This is a genomic window from Pseudomonas sp. Pdm06, assembly GCF_014851795.1.
In the GTDB taxonomy this organism is placed as follows: domain Bacteria; phylum Pseudomonadota; class Gammaproteobacteria; order Pseudomonadales; family Pseudomonadaceae; genus Aquipseudomonas; species Aquipseudomonas fluorescens_AA.
The window spans coordinates 63,473-78,766 of the sequence record NZ_JACVAH010000006.1 but is presented as its reverse complement, the minus strand read 5'-3'; the positions used below and the strand labels follow the sequence as shown (position 1 = coordinate 78,766).

The 15,294-nt window shown below is 64.5% G+C and carries 15 protein-coding genes; 5 read left to right on the top strand and 10 right to left on the bottom strand.

Annotated elements, in window-relative coordinates:
• Position 1: 1 nt before the first annotated feature.
• Positions 2–1,867, bottom strand: a complete 1,866-nt coding sequence (locus tag IB266_RS12100) for a sigma-54-dependent Fis family transcriptional regulator (RefSeq protein ID WP_192261319.1) — start codon at positions 1,865–1,867, stop codon at positions 2–4.
• Between the two features lie 343 nt (positions 1,868–2,210).
• On the opposite strand from IB266_RS12100, the gene IB266_RS12095 reads away from it, so the two are divergent.
• From IB266_RS12095 to IB266_RS12075, 5 genes are all read left to right on the top strand, one after another.
• On the top strand, positions 2,211–3,284 hold the full coding sequence (locus tag IB266_RS12095; RefSeq protein ID WP_103310215.1) for an ATP-NAD kinase family protein: 1,074 nt from the start codon (positions 2,211–2,213) through the stop codon (positions 3,282–3,284).
• 2 nt (positions 3,285–3,286) lie between these two features.
• The gene (locus IB266_RS12090; RefSeq protein ID WP_192261318.1) at positions 3,287–4,264 is read left to right on the top strand and encodes a thiamine pyrophosphate-dependent dehydrogenase E1 component subunit alpha; all 978 of its coding nucleotides are present in this window, start codon (positions 3,287–3,289) and stop codon (positions 4,262–4,264) included.
• Between the two features lie 36 nt (positions 4,265–4,300).
• Positions 4,301–5,317, top strand: coding sequence for an alpha-ketoacid dehydrogenase subunit beta (locus IB266_RS12085; protein ID WP_060742039.1), 1,017 nt, complete (start codon positions 4,301–4,303; stop codon positions 5,315–5,317).
• A complete protein-coding gene (locus tag IB266_RS12080) occupies positions 5,317–6,429 on the top strand; it encodes an acetoin dehydrogenase dihydrolipoyllysine-residue acetyltransferase subunit (protein WP_192261317.1) in 1,113 nt (370 codons plus the stop codon). The genes IB266_RS12085 and IB266_RS12080 overlap by 1 nt, the downstream gene beginning before the upstream one ends.
• Positions 6,430–6,510: 81 nt before the next feature.
• Positions 6,511–7,575, top strand: coding sequence for a 2,3-butanediol dehydrogenase (locus tag IB266_RS12075; RefSeq protein WP_225613516.1), 1,065 nt, complete (start codon positions 6,511–6,513; stop codon positions 7,573–7,575).
• A 53-nt stretch (positions 7,576–7,628) separates the two neighbouring features.
• Here the strand turns inward: IB266_RS12075 and IB266_RS12070 are convergent, their stop codons facing one another.
• From IB266_RS12070 to IB266_RS12030, 9 genes are all read right to left on the bottom strand, one after another.
• Entirely contained in the window at positions 7,629–8,132 is a 504-nt protein-coding gene (locus IB266_RS12070) for a DUF6644 family protein (protein WP_225613507.1), read from the bottom strand.
• Positions 8,132–8,482, bottom strand: a complete 351-nt coding sequence (locus IB266_RS12065; protein WP_192261316.1) for a DUF6152 family protein — start codon at positions 8,480–8,482, stop codon at positions 8,132–8,134. The genes IB266_RS12070 and IB266_RS12065 overlap by 1 nt, the downstream gene beginning before the upstream one ends.
• 27 nt (positions 8,483–8,509) lie before the next feature.
• Positions 8,510–9,064, bottom strand: coding sequence for a DinB family protein (locus IB266_RS12060; protein WP_192261315.1), 555 nt, complete (start codon positions 9,062–9,064; stop codon positions 8,510–8,512).
• 150 nt (positions 9,065–9,214) lie between these two features.
• Entirely contained in the window at positions 9,215–10,132 is a 918-nt protein-coding gene (locus IB266_RS12055) for a dihydrodipicolinate synthase family protein (RefSeq protein ID WP_025213515.1), read from the bottom strand.
• 205 nt (positions 10,133–10,337) lie between these two features.
• Positions 10,338–11,366 (bottom strand): trans-3-hydroxy-L-proline dehydratase, encoded by a 1,029-nt coding sequence (locus tag IB266_RS12050; RefSeq protein ID WP_192261314.1) that lies wholly within the window; start codon positions 11,364–11,366, stop codon positions 10,338–10,340.
• Positions 11,367–11,474: 108 nt separating this feature from the next.
• The gene (locus IB266_RS12045; RefSeq protein WP_192261313.1) at positions 11,475–12,197 is read right to left on the bottom strand and encodes an amino acid ABC transporter ATP-binding protein; all 723 of its coding nucleotides are present in this window, start codon (positions 12,195–12,197) and stop codon (positions 11,475–11,477) included.
• Entirely contained in the window at positions 12,190–12,840 is a 651-nt protein-coding gene (locus IB266_RS12040; protein WP_060742045.1) for an amino acid ABC transporter permease, read from the bottom strand. Before IB266_RS12040 ends, IB266_RS12045 begins: the two co-directional genes overlap by 8 nt.
• A 12-nt stretch (positions 12,841–12,852) precedes the next feature.
• On the bottom strand, positions 12,853–13,518 hold the full coding sequence (locus IB266_RS12035; protein WP_060742046.1) for an amino acid ABC transporter permease: 666 nt from the start codon (positions 13,516–13,518) through the stop codon (positions 12,853–12,855).
• A complete protein-coding gene (locus IB266_RS12030; protein WP_192261312.1) occupies positions 13,511–15,286 on the bottom strand; it encodes an aconitase X in 1,776 nt (591 codons plus the stop codon). The genes IB266_RS12035 and IB266_RS12030 overlap by 8 nt, the downstream gene beginning before the upstream one ends.
• Positions 15,287–15,294 lie beyond the last annotated feature (8 nt).

The following is a 15,294-nucleotide window of genomic DNA, read 5'->3' as shown; positions in this document are numbered from 1 at the left end:
CTCAGGCCGGGCTCCGGCCTGGCATCTCGATACCGTGCTGGTGCACCCGCCGATACAGGGTCGCCCGGGAAATGCCCAGGGCCCGGGCGGCGGCGGTGGGTTTCCAGCGGTGGCGCACCAGGGCATCGAGCAGCGCCTGGCGTTCCGGGCTGGCGCTCGGCTGCGGTCCATGATCGGCGGCGTCCGCGCGGTGCAATGACTCGGGCAGGTGGCTGAGTTGGACCACACTGGCTTCGCACACCGCGCAGGCATAGCGCAGCACATGGCGCAACTGGCGGACATTGCCCGGCCAGTGATAACCGAGCAGGCATTCCAGCGCCGCGCTGCTCAGTTGCACTGTCTCCCCACAGAGCGCCGACTCCTCGGCAAGCATTCGATTGATCAGCGCCAGCCGGTCGCTGCGTTCGCGCAACGGCGGTAGCTGGAAACGCGCGCCACCGAGGCGGAAATACAAATCCTCACGAAACTCGCCAGCGGCCACCAGGGTCTCCAGGTCGCGGTGGGTGGCGCAGATCACCTGGATGTCCACGGCCTTGCGGCGGGATGCCCCCAGCGGCGCCACTTCACCCTCGGCCAGCACCCGCAGCAGGCGGGTCTGCAAGGCCAGCGGCATGTCACCGATCTCATCCAGGAACAAGGTGCCGCCATCGGCCTGTTGCAGCAGGCCTTGCATGCCTTTGGCCGAGGCACCGGTGAAGGCGCCGGCGACGTAGCCGAACAATTCGCTTTCGATCAGGCTTTCGGGAATGGCGGCGCAATTCAACGCCACGAAAGGGCGATCATGGCGCTGGCTGGCCTGGTGCAGCTGCCGGGCGAACACTTCCTTGCCGGAACCGGTTTCGCCCTGGATCAGCACCGGCAGGTTGCGATCCTTGACCCGTACCGCCAGGCGCAGGCTGTCGGTCAGGCGCGGATCGATCTCGGCCGGCGTCATCGCCACCCGCGGACGCGGATTGGCCCGCTGGCGGGGGGCGCTCAAGCGGCCATGCAAAGCGTGATCGAGGAAGCAGAGGCTTTCGTCCCGGGCCCGGTGCAGCCGCTGCTGGTCGAACACCTGGCCGATGTGTTGCGGCAACTGTCCGTAATGTTGCAGCAGGTAGTGGCGGGCGGCCGGGTTCAGGGCTTGCAGGCAACCGTCGTCGTCCCAGGCGAACAGGAAGTCCGGTTGGCTGTCGACGTAGCCGGCGTTGCGATGGGCCCGGAGCACCCAGTAGCCCTGGGCACTGCTCATGAAAAACGCCTGCTCGATCTCCCGGGCGCTCTGCACGACCATTTGCCGGATCAGGTGCTGCGAGCGTCGATCATCCGGCGAGCGCACTGCCGAGACGTCCAGCACCCCGAGCAATTCGCCCTGGGGGTCGAAGACCGGTGCGGCGGAGCAGGTCAGGCCAATGAACGCCGCGCGGAAATGGTCGCGCTTGTGCACTGTCACCGGGGCTTTGCCCGTGAGCACCGCCGCCACGCCACAGGTGCCTTCTTCACCCTCCGACCAACATGTGCCCAGGTACAGCCCAGCCTTGCGGCAGTCATTGCGGATCGTGGTTTCCACCCGATAGTCGATGGTCTGGCCCTGGGCATCGGTCAAGAGCACGCAGTAGTCGGCATCACGTACCCGGCCATGGAGGCGGGCCACTTCTTCACTGGCGATATTGAGGAACAGCTCGGAGCGCTCGCGGCATTGCTTGAGCACGTCCTGGGACAGGATGCGCGGGCCCTGCAGCGAACCGGGGTCCAGGTGATGTTGCTCCAGGGAGCGGCGCCAGGAGTCGAGGATCAGGTCCGGGACCGGCAGTTGAGGCAATTGCGCCGCGTTTTTCACCACGCGGCTGACGCAATCCACGTGCGCCCGGGAGTGAGCGGAAAGCATAGGGGCCTCCGATTCAGCTTCTTGTCGTTGTGCGCACATTAAGCGCCGTTCGCCGGGTGCAGACAAGCACGACGGGTTGTGCGGGCAGATGTGAGACGCCACGTCTCAGCGTCTCGCGGTTACCTCGTGCAGGCTGACATGGAGCGTCTCAGCGAGGCTCGCTTGGCCTCATCGAACATCCCGCCTGGACCGCTCTGGCCCGGCTGTCTCCTGGACTTTTCCCGTAGCTGGCACCGCCCTTGCTGTACCCCTGGAGCCCGCCCGCCGGGTCATCCAATAATAACAACGAGGTGCCTATGTTCTCCTGCCCAGGCCGTTCGCCTGTTTCTCCCGCGGTGGCACCATGAGCCGCCGGCCACTGACCGTGGGCATCATCGCCAACCCCGCATCGGGCCGCGACGTGCGGCGCCTGACCGCCAATGCCGGGCTGTTTTCCAGCACCGACAAGGTCTCGGTGATCCAGCGCCTGTTGGCCGCTTTCGGTGCCACCGGCATCGAGCGGGTGTTGATGCCCACCGACATGATTGGCATGGCCGCCGCCGTGCTGAAGAACAGCCACAGCCGCCAGGCCCGCAGCAGCCACTGGCCGGCCCTGGAGTTCCTCGACCTGACCCTGCGCCAGACCGTCGAAGACACCCGCCAGGCCGCGCGCCTGATGGCCGAGCGCGAGGTGGCGCTGATCGCCGTGCTCGGTGGCGACGGTACCCACAAGGCGGTGGCCGCCGAAGTGGGGGACATCCCGTTGCTGACCCTGTCCACCGGCACCAACAACGCCTTTCCCGAACTGCGCGAAGCCACCAGTGCCGGACTGGCCGGTGGCTTGTACGCCAGTGGCCGGGTCCCGGCCCAGATCGGTTTGCGCCGCAACAAGCGTTTGCTGGTTTGTGACGCCGGACGTGGCCTGCGGGAAGTCGCCTTGGTGGACGTCGCCGTGTCGCCCCTGCGGTTTGTCGGCGCCCGGGCCATCAGTCGGGCACAGGACTTGGCCGAAGTGTTCGTGACCTTCGCCGAGCCGCAGTCCATCGGCCTGTCGGCGCTATGCGGCTTGTGGTTTCCGGTGTCACGCCAGGCACCGGGTGGCGCCTGGATGCGCCTGGACCCGCAATCCCCCGAAGCGTTGCTGGTGCCGCTCGCGCCGGGCCTGTTGCAGGGCTGTGGCGTGCTCGCCGCCGGCCCCCTGGAACCCGGTGTCGCCCACGGCCTGTCGCTCTCCAGCGGCACCCTGGCCCTGGACGGCGAGCGGGAAATCGAATTCAACGTTCATGACCGGCCCACGGTCACCCTCGATGCCGGCGGTCCACTGAGCATCGATGTCAACGCGGTGCTGGCCTACGCCGCGCAACAACGTTTGCTGGCCATCGGCCGCGAACACCCGCAACACCCTCTGAATCTTCAAGAAGACACCCCAGGAGAATAAAAATGTCGACACCGCTCACCCACGATCAACTGCTGCACGCCTATCAGGTGATGCGCACCATCCGCGCCTTCGAAGAGCGCCTGCACGTGGAGTTCGCCACGGGTGAAATCCCCGGGTTCGTCCACCTGTATGCCGGCGAAGAAGCCTCGGCCGCAGGCGTCATGGCCCACCTGGGCGATGACGATTGCATTGCCTCCAACCACCGTGGCCATGGCCATTGCATCGCCAAGGGCGTGGACGTCTACGGGATGATGGCCGAGATCTACGGCAAGAAAACCGGCGTTTGCCAAGGCAAGGGCGGCTCGATGCACATCGCTGACTTCGAGAAAGGCATGCTCGGCGCCAATGGCATCGTCGGCGCCGGCGCGCCCTTGGTGGTCGGCGCGGCTTTGGCGGCCCGGCTCAAGGGCACCGACAGCGTCGCCGTGGTGTTTTTCGGCGACGGCGGCTCCAACGAGGGCGCGGTGTTCGAAGCCATGAACATGGCCTCGGTGTGGAACCTGCCGTGCCTGTTTGTCGCGGAAAACAACGGCTATGCCGAAGCCACCGCTTCCAATTGGTCGGTGGCCTGCGATCACATCGCCGACCGCGCGGCCGGGTTCGGCATGCCCGGTGTGACTGTCGACGGCTTCGACTTCTTTGCCGTGCATGAAGCCGCCGGGGCCGCCGTCGAACGCGCCCGTGCCGGGGAGGGGCCGTCGCTGATCGAGGTCAAGTTGACCCGCTACTACGGTCACTTCGAGGGCGACGCCCAGACCTACCGGGCCCCCGACGAGGTCAAGCACTTCCGTGAAAACCAGGACTGCCTGATGCAGTTCCGCGAGCGCACGACCCGGGCCGGCTTGCTCACCGTCGAGCAGTTGGACCAGATCGACAAGGAAGTGGACCTGCTGATTGAAAACGCCGTGTACAAGGCCAAGTCCGATCCCAAGCCTTCCTCGGCGGACCTGCTGACTGACGTCTACGTCAGCTATCCCTGAACGCCCTCCTGAACAACAAGAATAGAGAACTCCATCATGGCGAGAAAAATCAGCTATCAGCAGGCAATCAACGAAGCGCTGGCCCAGGAGATGCGTCGGGACTCAAGCGTGTTCATCATGGGTGAGGACGTGGCCGGTGGGGCTGGCGCACCCGGTGAAAACGACGCCTGGGGCGGTGTACTTGGGGTGACCAAGGGCCTTTACGACCAGTTCCCCGGGCGCGTGCTGGACACGCCGCTCTCGGAAATCGGTTACGTCGGTGCGGCGGTCGGGGCCGCCACCTGCGGCGTACGCCCGGTGTGCGAACTGATGTTCGTCGACTTTGCCGGGTGCTGCCTGGACCAGATCCTCAACCAGGCGGCGAAGTTTCGCTACATGTTCGGCGGCAAGGCCTCCACGCCCCTGGTGATCCGTACCATGGTCGGCGCCGGCCTGCGCGCCGCCGCCCAGCATTCGCAGATGCTCACGTCCTTGTGGACGCACATTCCGGGGCTGAAAGTGGTCTGCCCGTCATCGCCTTACGACGCCAAGGGCCTGCTGATCCAGGCGATCCGCGACAACGACCCGGTGATCTTCTGCGAGCACAAGTTGCTCTACAGCATGCAGGGCGAAGTGCCCGAAGAGCTCTACACCATCCCCTTTGGCGAGGCCAACTTCCTGCGCGACGGCAAGGACGTGACCCTGGTGTCCTACGGACGCATGGTCAACACCGCGATGGACGCCGCCCGCAGCCTGGCCGGGCGCGGTATCGACTGCGAAGTCATCGACCTGCGCACCACCAGCCCGATGGACGAGGACAGCATTCTCGAAAGCGTGGAGAAGACCGGGCGCCTGGTGGTGATCGACGAGGCCAACCCGCGCTGTTCCATGGCCACCGATGTTTCCGCGCTGGTGGCACAAAAGGCCTTCGGCGCGCTCAAGGCGCCGATCGAAATGGTCACCGCGCCGCACACGCCGGTGCCGTTCTCCGATGCCCTGGAAGACCTGTACATCCCTGACGCGGCGAAGATCGAGCAAGCCGTGCTCAACGTGATCGAGTGGAGCAAGCGCTGATGAGCCAGATTCATACCTTGACCATGCCCAAGTGGGGCCTGTCGATGACCGAGGGCCGGGTCGATGCCTGGCTCAAGGAGGAGGGCCAGGCCATCGCCAAGGGCGATGAAGTGATGGACGTCGAGACGGACAAGATCTCCAGCAGCGTCGAGGCGCCGTTCTCCGGAATCCTGCGTCGGCAGGTTGCCCGCCAGGACGAAACCCTGGCGGTCGGCGCCTTGCTTGGCATCGTCGTCGACGGCGAGGCCAGCGACGCCGAGATCGACGCGGTCATCGAGCAGTTCCAGTCCAACTTCGTGCCCGGTGACGCAGCCGATGAAGACAGCGGCCCGACACCGCAGAAAGTCGAGTTGGACGGGCGGGTGATTCGCTATTTCGAGCGCGGCGAGGGCGGTACGCCGTTGGTGCTGGTGCACGGTTTCGGCGGCGACCTGAACAATTGGCTGTTCAACCATGAAGCACTGGCTGTCGGGCGGAGGGTCATTGCCCTGGACCTGCCGGGCCATGGCGAATCGTCGAAAACCCTGCAACGCGGCGACCTGGACGAGCTGAGCGGCGTGGTGCTGGCCTTGCTCGATCACCTGGACATCAACGCTGTGCATCTGGTGGGGCATTCCATGGGTGGGGCGGTGTCGCTGAATGCCGCGCGCCTGATGCCCCAGCGCGTACGGTCGCTGACTTTGATCGGCAGCGCCGGGCTGGGCGCGCAGATCAACGGCGGCTACCTGCAAGGTTTCGTCGAAGCGGCCAACCGCAACGCCCTCAAGCCGCCACTGGTGCAACTGTTCTCCAATGCCGAGCTGGTCACGCGGCAGATGCTCGACGACATGCTCAAGTACAAGCGCCTGGAAGGCGTGGACGCCGCCCTGCGGCAACTGTCAGCGACGCTGTTCGCCGACGGCCGCCAGCAGGTGGACTTGCGCGATGTGGTGCAGGCCGGTCACGTACCGACCCTGGTGATCTGGGGCAGCGACGACGCAATCATCCCGGCGGCCCACAGCGAAGGGCTGGATGCCCAGGTCGAAGTGCTCCCCGGCCAGGGCCACATGGTGCAGATGGAAGCGGCCGAGCAGGTCAATCGATCGATTATCGAGTTCATCGCACAGCACTGACCAAGCGGGCGGCGATGAATCGCCGCCCTATAAAATCCTCTGGAGGCAACTATGAACGTTTCAATCAAGCCGACCCGCAGCATGCGCGCCGCCGTCTGGCATGGCCGCAACGACATTCGCGTCGAAGACGTGCCACTGCCGGTTTCGCCGCCGGCCGGTTGGGTGCAGATCCGCGTGCAATGGTGCGGCATCTGCGGCTCGGACCTGCATGAATACGTGGCCGGGCCGGTGTTCATCCCGGTGGACGCGCCGCACCCGCTGACCGGGATCAAGGGCCAATGCATCCTCGGCCATGAGTTCTGCGGCGAAATCGTCGAACTGGGTGCCGGCGTCGAGGGTTTCAGTGTCGGTGAACCGGTGGCGGCCGATGCCTGTCAGCACTGCGGCACTTGCTATTACTGCACCCACGGGCTCTACAACATCTGCGAGAACCTGGCCTTCACCGGGCTGATGAACAACGGCGCGTTCGCGGAGCTGGTCAACGTACCGGCGAACCTGCTCTACAAACTGCCTGCCGACTTTCCGACCGAGGCCGGTGCGTTGATCGAGCCGCTGGCGGTGGGCATGCATGCGGTGAAAAAGGCCGGCAGCCTGTTGGGTCAGAACGTGGTGGTGGTCGGCGCCGGGACCATCGGCCTGTGCACCATCATGTGCGCCAGGGCGGCCGGTGCGGCCCAGGTGATTGCCCTGGAAATGTCTGGAGCCCGCAAGGCCAAGGCCTTGGAAGTCGGCGCCAGCCATGTGATCGATCCGAACGAGTGCGACGCCCTGGCCGAAGTCCGCCGCCTGACCGCGGGCCTGGGGGCCGATGTCAGTTTCGAATGCATTGGCAACAAGCACACTGCCAAGTTTGCCATCGACCTGATCCGCAAGGCCGGCAAATGCGTGTTGGTGGGCATTTTCGAGGAGCCGAGCGAGTTCAACTTCTTTGAACTGGTCTCCACCGAGAAGCAAGTGCTTGGCGCGCTGGCTTACAACGGTGAGTTCGCCGATGTGATTGCCTTCATCGCCGACGGACGCCTGGACATCTCGCCGCTGGTGACCGGGCGCATCCAGTTGGAGGAGATCGTCGGGCAGGGCTTCGAGGAACTGGTGAACAACAAGGAGCACAACGTGAAGATCATCGTGTCCCCCGCACGGATCTGAGAGCGCCCGGGTGGGCGATTTGGCGATGGCCGGCAGCGGTCGTCGCCTTTTTTTCAGGTATAAGCCAGCAGGCGGCCGCAGCAGATCACCGCGATCCATAGCGCCATGGACACCAGCGCCTGGGTTCTGGCCAGGCCAGGTGCCTTGTGGTGGGTGTTCCATTGCTGGACGCTGCGGTAGGTTCCAACGTGGAATACAAGGGCGTTGAGGCCCGCCGCCGCAATCAGACAGAGCTTGAGGGCGAAGACGTCGTTGCCGGCAAAGTCATGGGGGTGAGCGCTGAACATCATCAGCCCGGCAGGTACGATCAGCAGCAGGGCCGCAACGGCCCAGGTCAGCAGATGACGGGCCAGGGCGGTCACGGCGATGCCCTTGGACAGCCCCAGGATGCGCAGGTCGAACATCACCACCGCGCCCACCAGCACCGAAAAGCCAATGATGTGCACGACTTCCACCAGCGGGTAGAGCCACAGCTCGCTGCGCATGGCCACCGCCAGGGATGAATCCCCCAGCTGGTCCATCCAGCCTTGGGTCGCGCCAGTCTGGGAGGCCTGCATCAGCGCAACTCGGTGGTCTTGTCGTCGATGGTGAAGCGTTCGGCGCGCAATTCGTCGGGCTTGTTGCGGTTTGCATAGCCGACCACGGTGGCCCGGTTACCCGCTTTGAGCATGTCTTTGGTCAGTCCCCGATTCTCCATGCGTGACGGCGGGGCCAGCACGACGGTCCAGGTTTTGTCGGTGGTTTGCAGGCGCACGTAGCCATGGGGATGGGAGTAACCGGCTTCCTTGATGGTGCCGTCGAGTTCCAATGGGGTGCTGGCGTCGTATTCGCTCCAACCGTGGTGAGCGAGTGCTGCCGTGGCCATCAGCATCGACGCCAAACCGATGCAACGAAGGATAACGTTCATGGCAAGGTCTCCTTTTGGGGGGGCGGTTCAACCAGACACGTAATTGCGCCAGACCCGCCGTTCATCGAGTTGAAGCCGCTGTTCCTCGTCCTTGCGCAAGGGGCGGTCGCAATCGAGAAAGAACTCATCGAGTTGTGGCAGCTTGACCTGGGTGGCGCTGAGCATGGTGTGGACCTGCCCACGATGATGGATCTGATGTTCGAACAGGTGCAACAGCAGTCGGTCGATTCGTTCGAGCACCACCCCGTCGGCACGCACCAGGTCGACGCAGCGGGCGAGGTCTTTTTCTCGCAGTGATTCGCAGAAGGCCACAAGCCGCTGGTCGGTTTGAGCCTGGCTCTGCATGAGCTGGGCAAAGGGCAGGATCTCGGAGAAATCTTTTATCTGGCCGTCCCGGTCACCTTCCAGGGCGGTGAGGTAATAGCGGTCCACTTCCAGGATGTGGCAAAGCGTGGCTTGGATGGACGGGAAGAACCCCGTGCGCGGCGCGGCGTAGTCAGCCTCGCTCAACTGCGCGCAGGCGCCGAGCAGCCTGTGGTTGGCCCATCGGTTGTTCAGGGCCTGGGCCAGGAAATAGTTCATGGGCGGTCTCCCTGTTGTGTTCGCCACCGACAGTGTGGGAGCGAGCTTGCTCGCGATGAAGGCGGCACATTCAGCATAGTCGCTTCAGGCAGACCGCTATCGCGAGCAAGCCCGCTCCCACACAGGCCTTCATATTTCTAGGGCGAGGTCCTAAAGCCCCACATCCGGCAACGCCGGCCGATTGGCCATGGCCTTGGCCATGATCTGCTCCACATACACTCGGTCTTCCTCTGGCAAGGCCAGGCGCGGTGGGCGGGTGAGGGCGCTGCCGCGGCCGGCGATGGCTTCGCACAGCTTGATGCATTGCACCAGATCGGCGCGGGCGTCCAGGTGCAGGATCGGCATCAACCATTCGTAGATCGGCATCGCTTCGGCGAACCGTCCGGCGCGGGCCAGGCGGAAAATGGTCTCGCCTTCCTTCGGGAACACGTTGGACATGCCCGAGACCCAACCTTCGGCGCCCACGGCAAGGCTTTCCAGTACCACGTCATCGAGGCCGGCGAACAACACAAAGCGATCGCCGACTTCATTGCGCACGTCGATGAAGCGCCGGGTGTCGCCGGAGGAGTCCTTGAAACACACCACGTTGTCGCAATCGGCCAGGGAAATCAGGATGTCCGGCGTCACGTCATTCTTGTAGATCGGCGGGTTGTTGTAGACCATCAGCGGCACATCGGCGTGGCGGGCCACGTAGCGGAAATGCTCGGCGGTCTCGAAGGGTTTGGAGCCGTAGACCAGCGCCGGCATCAGCATCACCCCGTCGACGCCCACCTTACGCACTGCGTTGGCGACCTTGGCGGCCTGCACGCTGGTGAACTCGGCCACGCCGCAAATCACTGGCACGCGGCCACGGGAGGCGTCCACCGCGACTTCGGTCACGGCGATTTTTTCCTCGGCGCTCAGGGACGTGTTTTCCCCCACCGAGCCACAGACCACCAGGCCGGAAACACCGTCCCGAATGACGTTGGAAATCACTTGGTGGGTTTTTTCCAGGTTGATGGAAAAGTCATCGTTGAATTGAGTGGTGACGGCAGGGAACACGCCGCTCCAGTTGATGCGTTTGCTCATGGTTGTCTCCGGTGGTTAATGGTATTTCGTATACGCAAATAAAGTTGAGTCGAATACAGAGCTTTTGTGGCGAGGGAGCTTGCTCCCGCTGGGCTGCGAAGCGGCCCCAATAACGACCTGGCAACTCGGTGTGTCAGGCAAATCCAGAGGGCCGCTTCGCGACCCAGCGGGAGCAAGCTCCCTCGCCACAGGGGATGTGCAAAATTCATGCGCCAGGCCAAGTGTCGGAAAGCCGATAGCCCTGCGGCCACGGATCGGCCGGGTCGAGCAACAGCTGATGGGTCCCGGTGATCCACGCCCGTCCGGCGATGCATGGGTAAATCGCCGGGCGTGTAGCCACATCAGTCAGTGAGTCGATGCGGCAGTGGAATTCGGAGCCGATGATCGAGCGGCCGATAAACCGCTCGCCCACCTGCATCAAACCCTTGGCGTGCAGCACCGCCATGCGTGCCGAGCAGCCGGTGCCGGTGGGGGAGCGGTCGATCTTGCCGGGCTGGATCACCACGGCGTTGGCGCCAGTGGCGATCCCATTCTCCTGGACGATGGGCGCGGCGATCTGGCAGAACGAGATGTGCGACCAATCAGGATTCAACGGGTGCACGAAGCCCAGTTGTTCGTTGGCGGCGCGGGTGATCTTCAAGCCCACGGTCACCAGCTCGGCGGCTTCATCGGGGCGAATGGCAAAACCCAGGCGTTGGGCGTCGACGATGACAAAGCTGTCGCCGCCGTAGGCGGTGTCCACCTGCAGGGAGCCCAGGCCTTCGACTTCGATCCAGGCATCGAGGCGGTCGGCGAAGGAGGGCACGTTCTTGATCTCGACCCGTTGCACCTTGCCGTCGCGGCAGTCGGCCACCGCCTCGATCAGGCCGCCCGGCGCTTCCAGCACCAGGCGGGTCTGGGGCTCGGTCATCGGCAGGATGCCGCTGTCCAGCAACACGGTGGCGACGCACAGCGAGTTGGAGCCGGACATCGGCGGAGTGTCGGCCGGTTCCATGATGATCCAGGCCATTTGCGCCCGTGGGTCCTTGGCCGGCACCAGCAGGTTGACGTGACGGAACACACCGCCGCGGGGTTCGTTGAGGACGAAGTTGCGCAGGGTCTGGTCCTGGGCGATCCAGCGTGACTGCTCCCACACCGTGGCACCGGGTGGTGGCGCGACACCGCCGACGATCACATCGCCGACTTCGCCTTCGGCGTGGCAACTGACTACATGGATGATTTTGGATGAGCGCATGAGTCAAATCCTTGGGTTGTCTGGTCGGGCCTCATCGCGAGCAAGCTCGCTCCCACATTGAAATGCGTTCCCCTGTGGGAGCGAGCTTGCTCGCGATAGGGCCATCCGCTATTTCACCGACTTGAGAAACGCCGCCGTCTCCGGCTGAATCGGGTTGCCGATCACCTGGTCCGGCGGGCCGATTTCATGGACCCGACCGTTGCAAAAGAACGCCACGCGGTCGGACACGTCCCGGGCGAAGCGGATCTCGTGGGTCACCAGCACCATGGTCATGCCGTCTTCGGCGAGCATGCGCATGGTGTCCAGCACTTCGCCCACCAGTTGCGGGTCAAGGGCCGAGGTGGCTTCGTCGAAGAGCATGTAGTCCGGCGACATCGCCAGGGCCCGGGCAATGGCCATGCGCTGTTGCTGGCCGCCGGAAAGCTTGCCGGGGAAGGCCTTGAGCTTGTCCCCCAGACCCACATGTTCAAGCTGCTTCACCGCCAGGGCCTCGGCGTCCTGCCGGCTCTTACCGAGCACCTTGCGCGGCGCCAGCATCACGTTTTCCAGCACGGTCAGATGGGGAAAGGCATTCCATTGCTGGAAGACGATGCCGATCTTCTGCCGCAAGTGATTGAGATCAGTGGCCCGGTCATGAACCTCGATGCCGTCCACGCGGATGCTGCCTTTCTGGATCGGCTCCAGGCCGTTGATGCACATCAGCAGGGTCGACTTGCCAGAGCCGGAACCGCCGATGATGGACACCACTTCGCCCTTGTCCACCGTCAGGCTCACACCCTTGACCACTTCCAGGTCACCGAAGGATTTGTGTACGTTTTCGATCTCAATCATTTTCCTGCCACCTTCTTTCCAGGCGTGCGCCGAGGCGGGCGACCACCAGGCTCATGACGTAGTAAATGAGGCCCGCGATGCACAGCACCAGCAGGGGTTCCTGAATGCGCGTGACGATGGTTTGCGACGCCCGCAGCAATTCGACGATGCCGATCCACATCACCAGCGCGGTGTCCTTCATCACGCCCAGCACCAGGTTCAGCCAGCCGGGAAAGGCCACCCGCGTGGCAATCGGCAGGACGATGAAGCGCAGGTCCTGCACATAGCTCAGGCCCAGCGACCGGCTGGCCCGGCGGGTGCTCAACGGCACCGCCAGCACGCCACCGCGGACGATCTCGGTGAAGTACGCCGCGGCGTAGATCCCGAGGACGATGCAGCCGACGGCAAAGGCGCTGAGGTTCAGGCCGGCGATGCTTTTGAGGGAGTTGAACAGCACGAACTGGATCAGTAGCGGCACACTGCGAAACACGTCCAGCAGCCAGGCCAGTGGCAGGCTGGCCCGCGGCAGCAGCGCCCGCAACAGGCCGAACAGCAACCCGGCGAAGGTGCCCAGCAGGATCGACCACACGGTCAGTTGCAGCGTGACCCAGGCCCCCTCGAGCAAATACAGCAGGTCGTTGACGCTGAGGCTTGTAGAAAACATGACCCACCCTCCTCAGTAACGAAACAGCCGCCAGGACAACAGCCGGGCCAACCCGACGATCAGCTTGGCGATCAGGTAATACAGCACCGCCGCGAGGGCGAAGTATTCGAAGGTGCGGAAGGTCTTGACGTTGTATTCCTGGGTGACGCCGGTGAGGTCGTTGTTCAGGCCGACCACCACCCCCAGGGACGTCATCAGCACCGCCCAGACCATCTGGTTGGTCAGCGGGTAGAAGACGATGCGCAACAGTTGCGGGACGATGATCATCCGGTAGGCCTGGAAGGCACTCATCCCCAACGAACGGGCGGCGCGCATTTGCGTACCGGGCACGGCCTTGAGGCCGCCGCGAAAGTTTTCCGCCAGGTAGCCGGCGTTGTTGAAGGTGATCCCGGCCAACAAGGCCAGCCAGGAACTGACGTGCAGCCCGAGGGAGCCGAGGCCGAAGTAGAGGATGTAGATCTGGAACAGCGAGGGCGTGTTGCGGGCGATGGACACCCAGCCGTTGCCCACGCCCCGCAGCAAGCGATTCGGGGCTTGGCGCATCACCGTCAGCACCAGGGCGATCAGCACGCCGAAAATCATCGACAGCGCGGCGGTCTCGAAGGTCACCCAGGCCCCGGCGAGCATGTCGGGCAGGGCGCGCAAGGCCGGGCGCCATTGGAAGCTGTAGTCAAACATGGGACGGGCTCCCGGTGCGGGTGGGTTGCAGCCATGTTGGCGGCTGGCCGCGAGTGGCGGCGGTGCACGCGGCCTCGACGCAATCGGCGAGGGCGGCAAAGTGCACCCCGCGACCGACCAGGCCGGGTGCGTAGTGGGCGTATTTACCGGAGTTGGTCATCAGCGTGGTGGCGCGGGGCGGGATCACCGGCTCACCCAACATGCACCAACAGGTGTCGGTCATCAGCACCGCGCCGAAGGCCTCGATGGCGGTCAGATACCCGGCTTTGCGGGCCTGCTCCAGCACCGCCCGACCGCAGGTGATTGCCAGCACCACATAGGGATGCTTGACCCGGCCCGCGCACAAGGTCGCGAGGGCGGCGAATTCGCTGAGGGAGAAATGCGGATTGCCCAGGGACACCACGTCCACCCAGTTATCTCGGGCGCTGTTGAGTTCGCGCCAACTGGCAAGCAGGCCCGTGGCATCGACGCTTTCCTGTGGCAACGCGACGTCGCGCTCCAGGACATCGGCCGGGTCGAGGGCTTCCGGTGTCACCCCGGCGATGTGGAACAGCGGCGCGGCGCTGGTGGTGGCGAACGCGGCGCCGAAGGCCTTGAGGTCGTCCAGGCTCGGTGCGGCGTGTTCCAGGCCGCGTATCAGCGGAATACGCCGGCCGGCCAGACTACCGATGTGGTAACCCAGCAGCGGATAGAAACTGTCATCGACCTTGCCCAGCGCCGGCACGTCGACGATCAGTCGGGCCTTGCGCGGGTCGTCGAGATGGCAGCCGGTCAATGGTGCCCGCCCGCACAGGGCGATGCAGATGTCGAGGAAGTCCGGGTACTTTTGCGTGCGCGCGCCCAACACGCTGTTGGCATAGACCACCGCATTGGATTCGGCCCAGACGATTTGCTCGCCGGCTTTTGGCGCGGTGTCCAGCAGGTAGGGTGCACAGGTGAAACTCAGCTGGGCGCCCATGGCCATGTAGGCGTCGCCCAAGGCACTGGCCGGCTCGCCCAGCGCCGGGTCGACACCCAGCTCGCGCCAGCGACGCTGGTCCACGGAGATGGAATTGAGGGTGGTGGGCACGCGAACTTTCGCGCCCCATTGCACCAGTTGCTCGGCAAAGCGCAGGCTGGCGGGACCGGTGTAGATGCAGCCGTCGATGTGGGCCTGGGTCACATCCAGCAATTGCGTGGCGCCCTGGATCTCGGCCATGCGCAGCACGATGTGCATCGCCACTTGGGCGGCCTTGCCATGGCTGCCGTCGAGCAATGCCCGGTCTTGTCCGGTCAGTTCCAGGGTTGAGAACGTGGGCGGCTGCGACGCCGCGTACGAACCTTGCCAGCCGTCGTCCAGGGGCCGGCCAGACAATGTCAGGACATCGCCTTCCAGACGGACAAAACCCTGGCCGCGCAGCCCATTGAAGGCCTCGTGTCCTACGCACAACACCGGCAGCGAACGCTGGAAAATCACCTGCGCCACCAGTACGCCCAGGGTCAGGATTTCATCGGCTTCGGCCAGCACCAGGGCTGCGGGGGCGTGGCCGTTGCTGATCAGCTCCATCAAGACGCTGCTGCCGGTACAGGAGCCGCGTCCGCTGGGAATCGCCAATACGCGCCCGGCCAGGCGTTGGCCACTCAAGGGATGGTGCCGGTCGATGACCTCGCCACTGGCTGGATCGACTCCACCCCAGAAACTCAGCCCCACCTCGGCGAACAGCAGGGCGCCCTGGGCGGCACCCTCCACCAGGCTGCGGCCTTTCACACGGACAGGCGTGCTTGGCATGCGCCGAT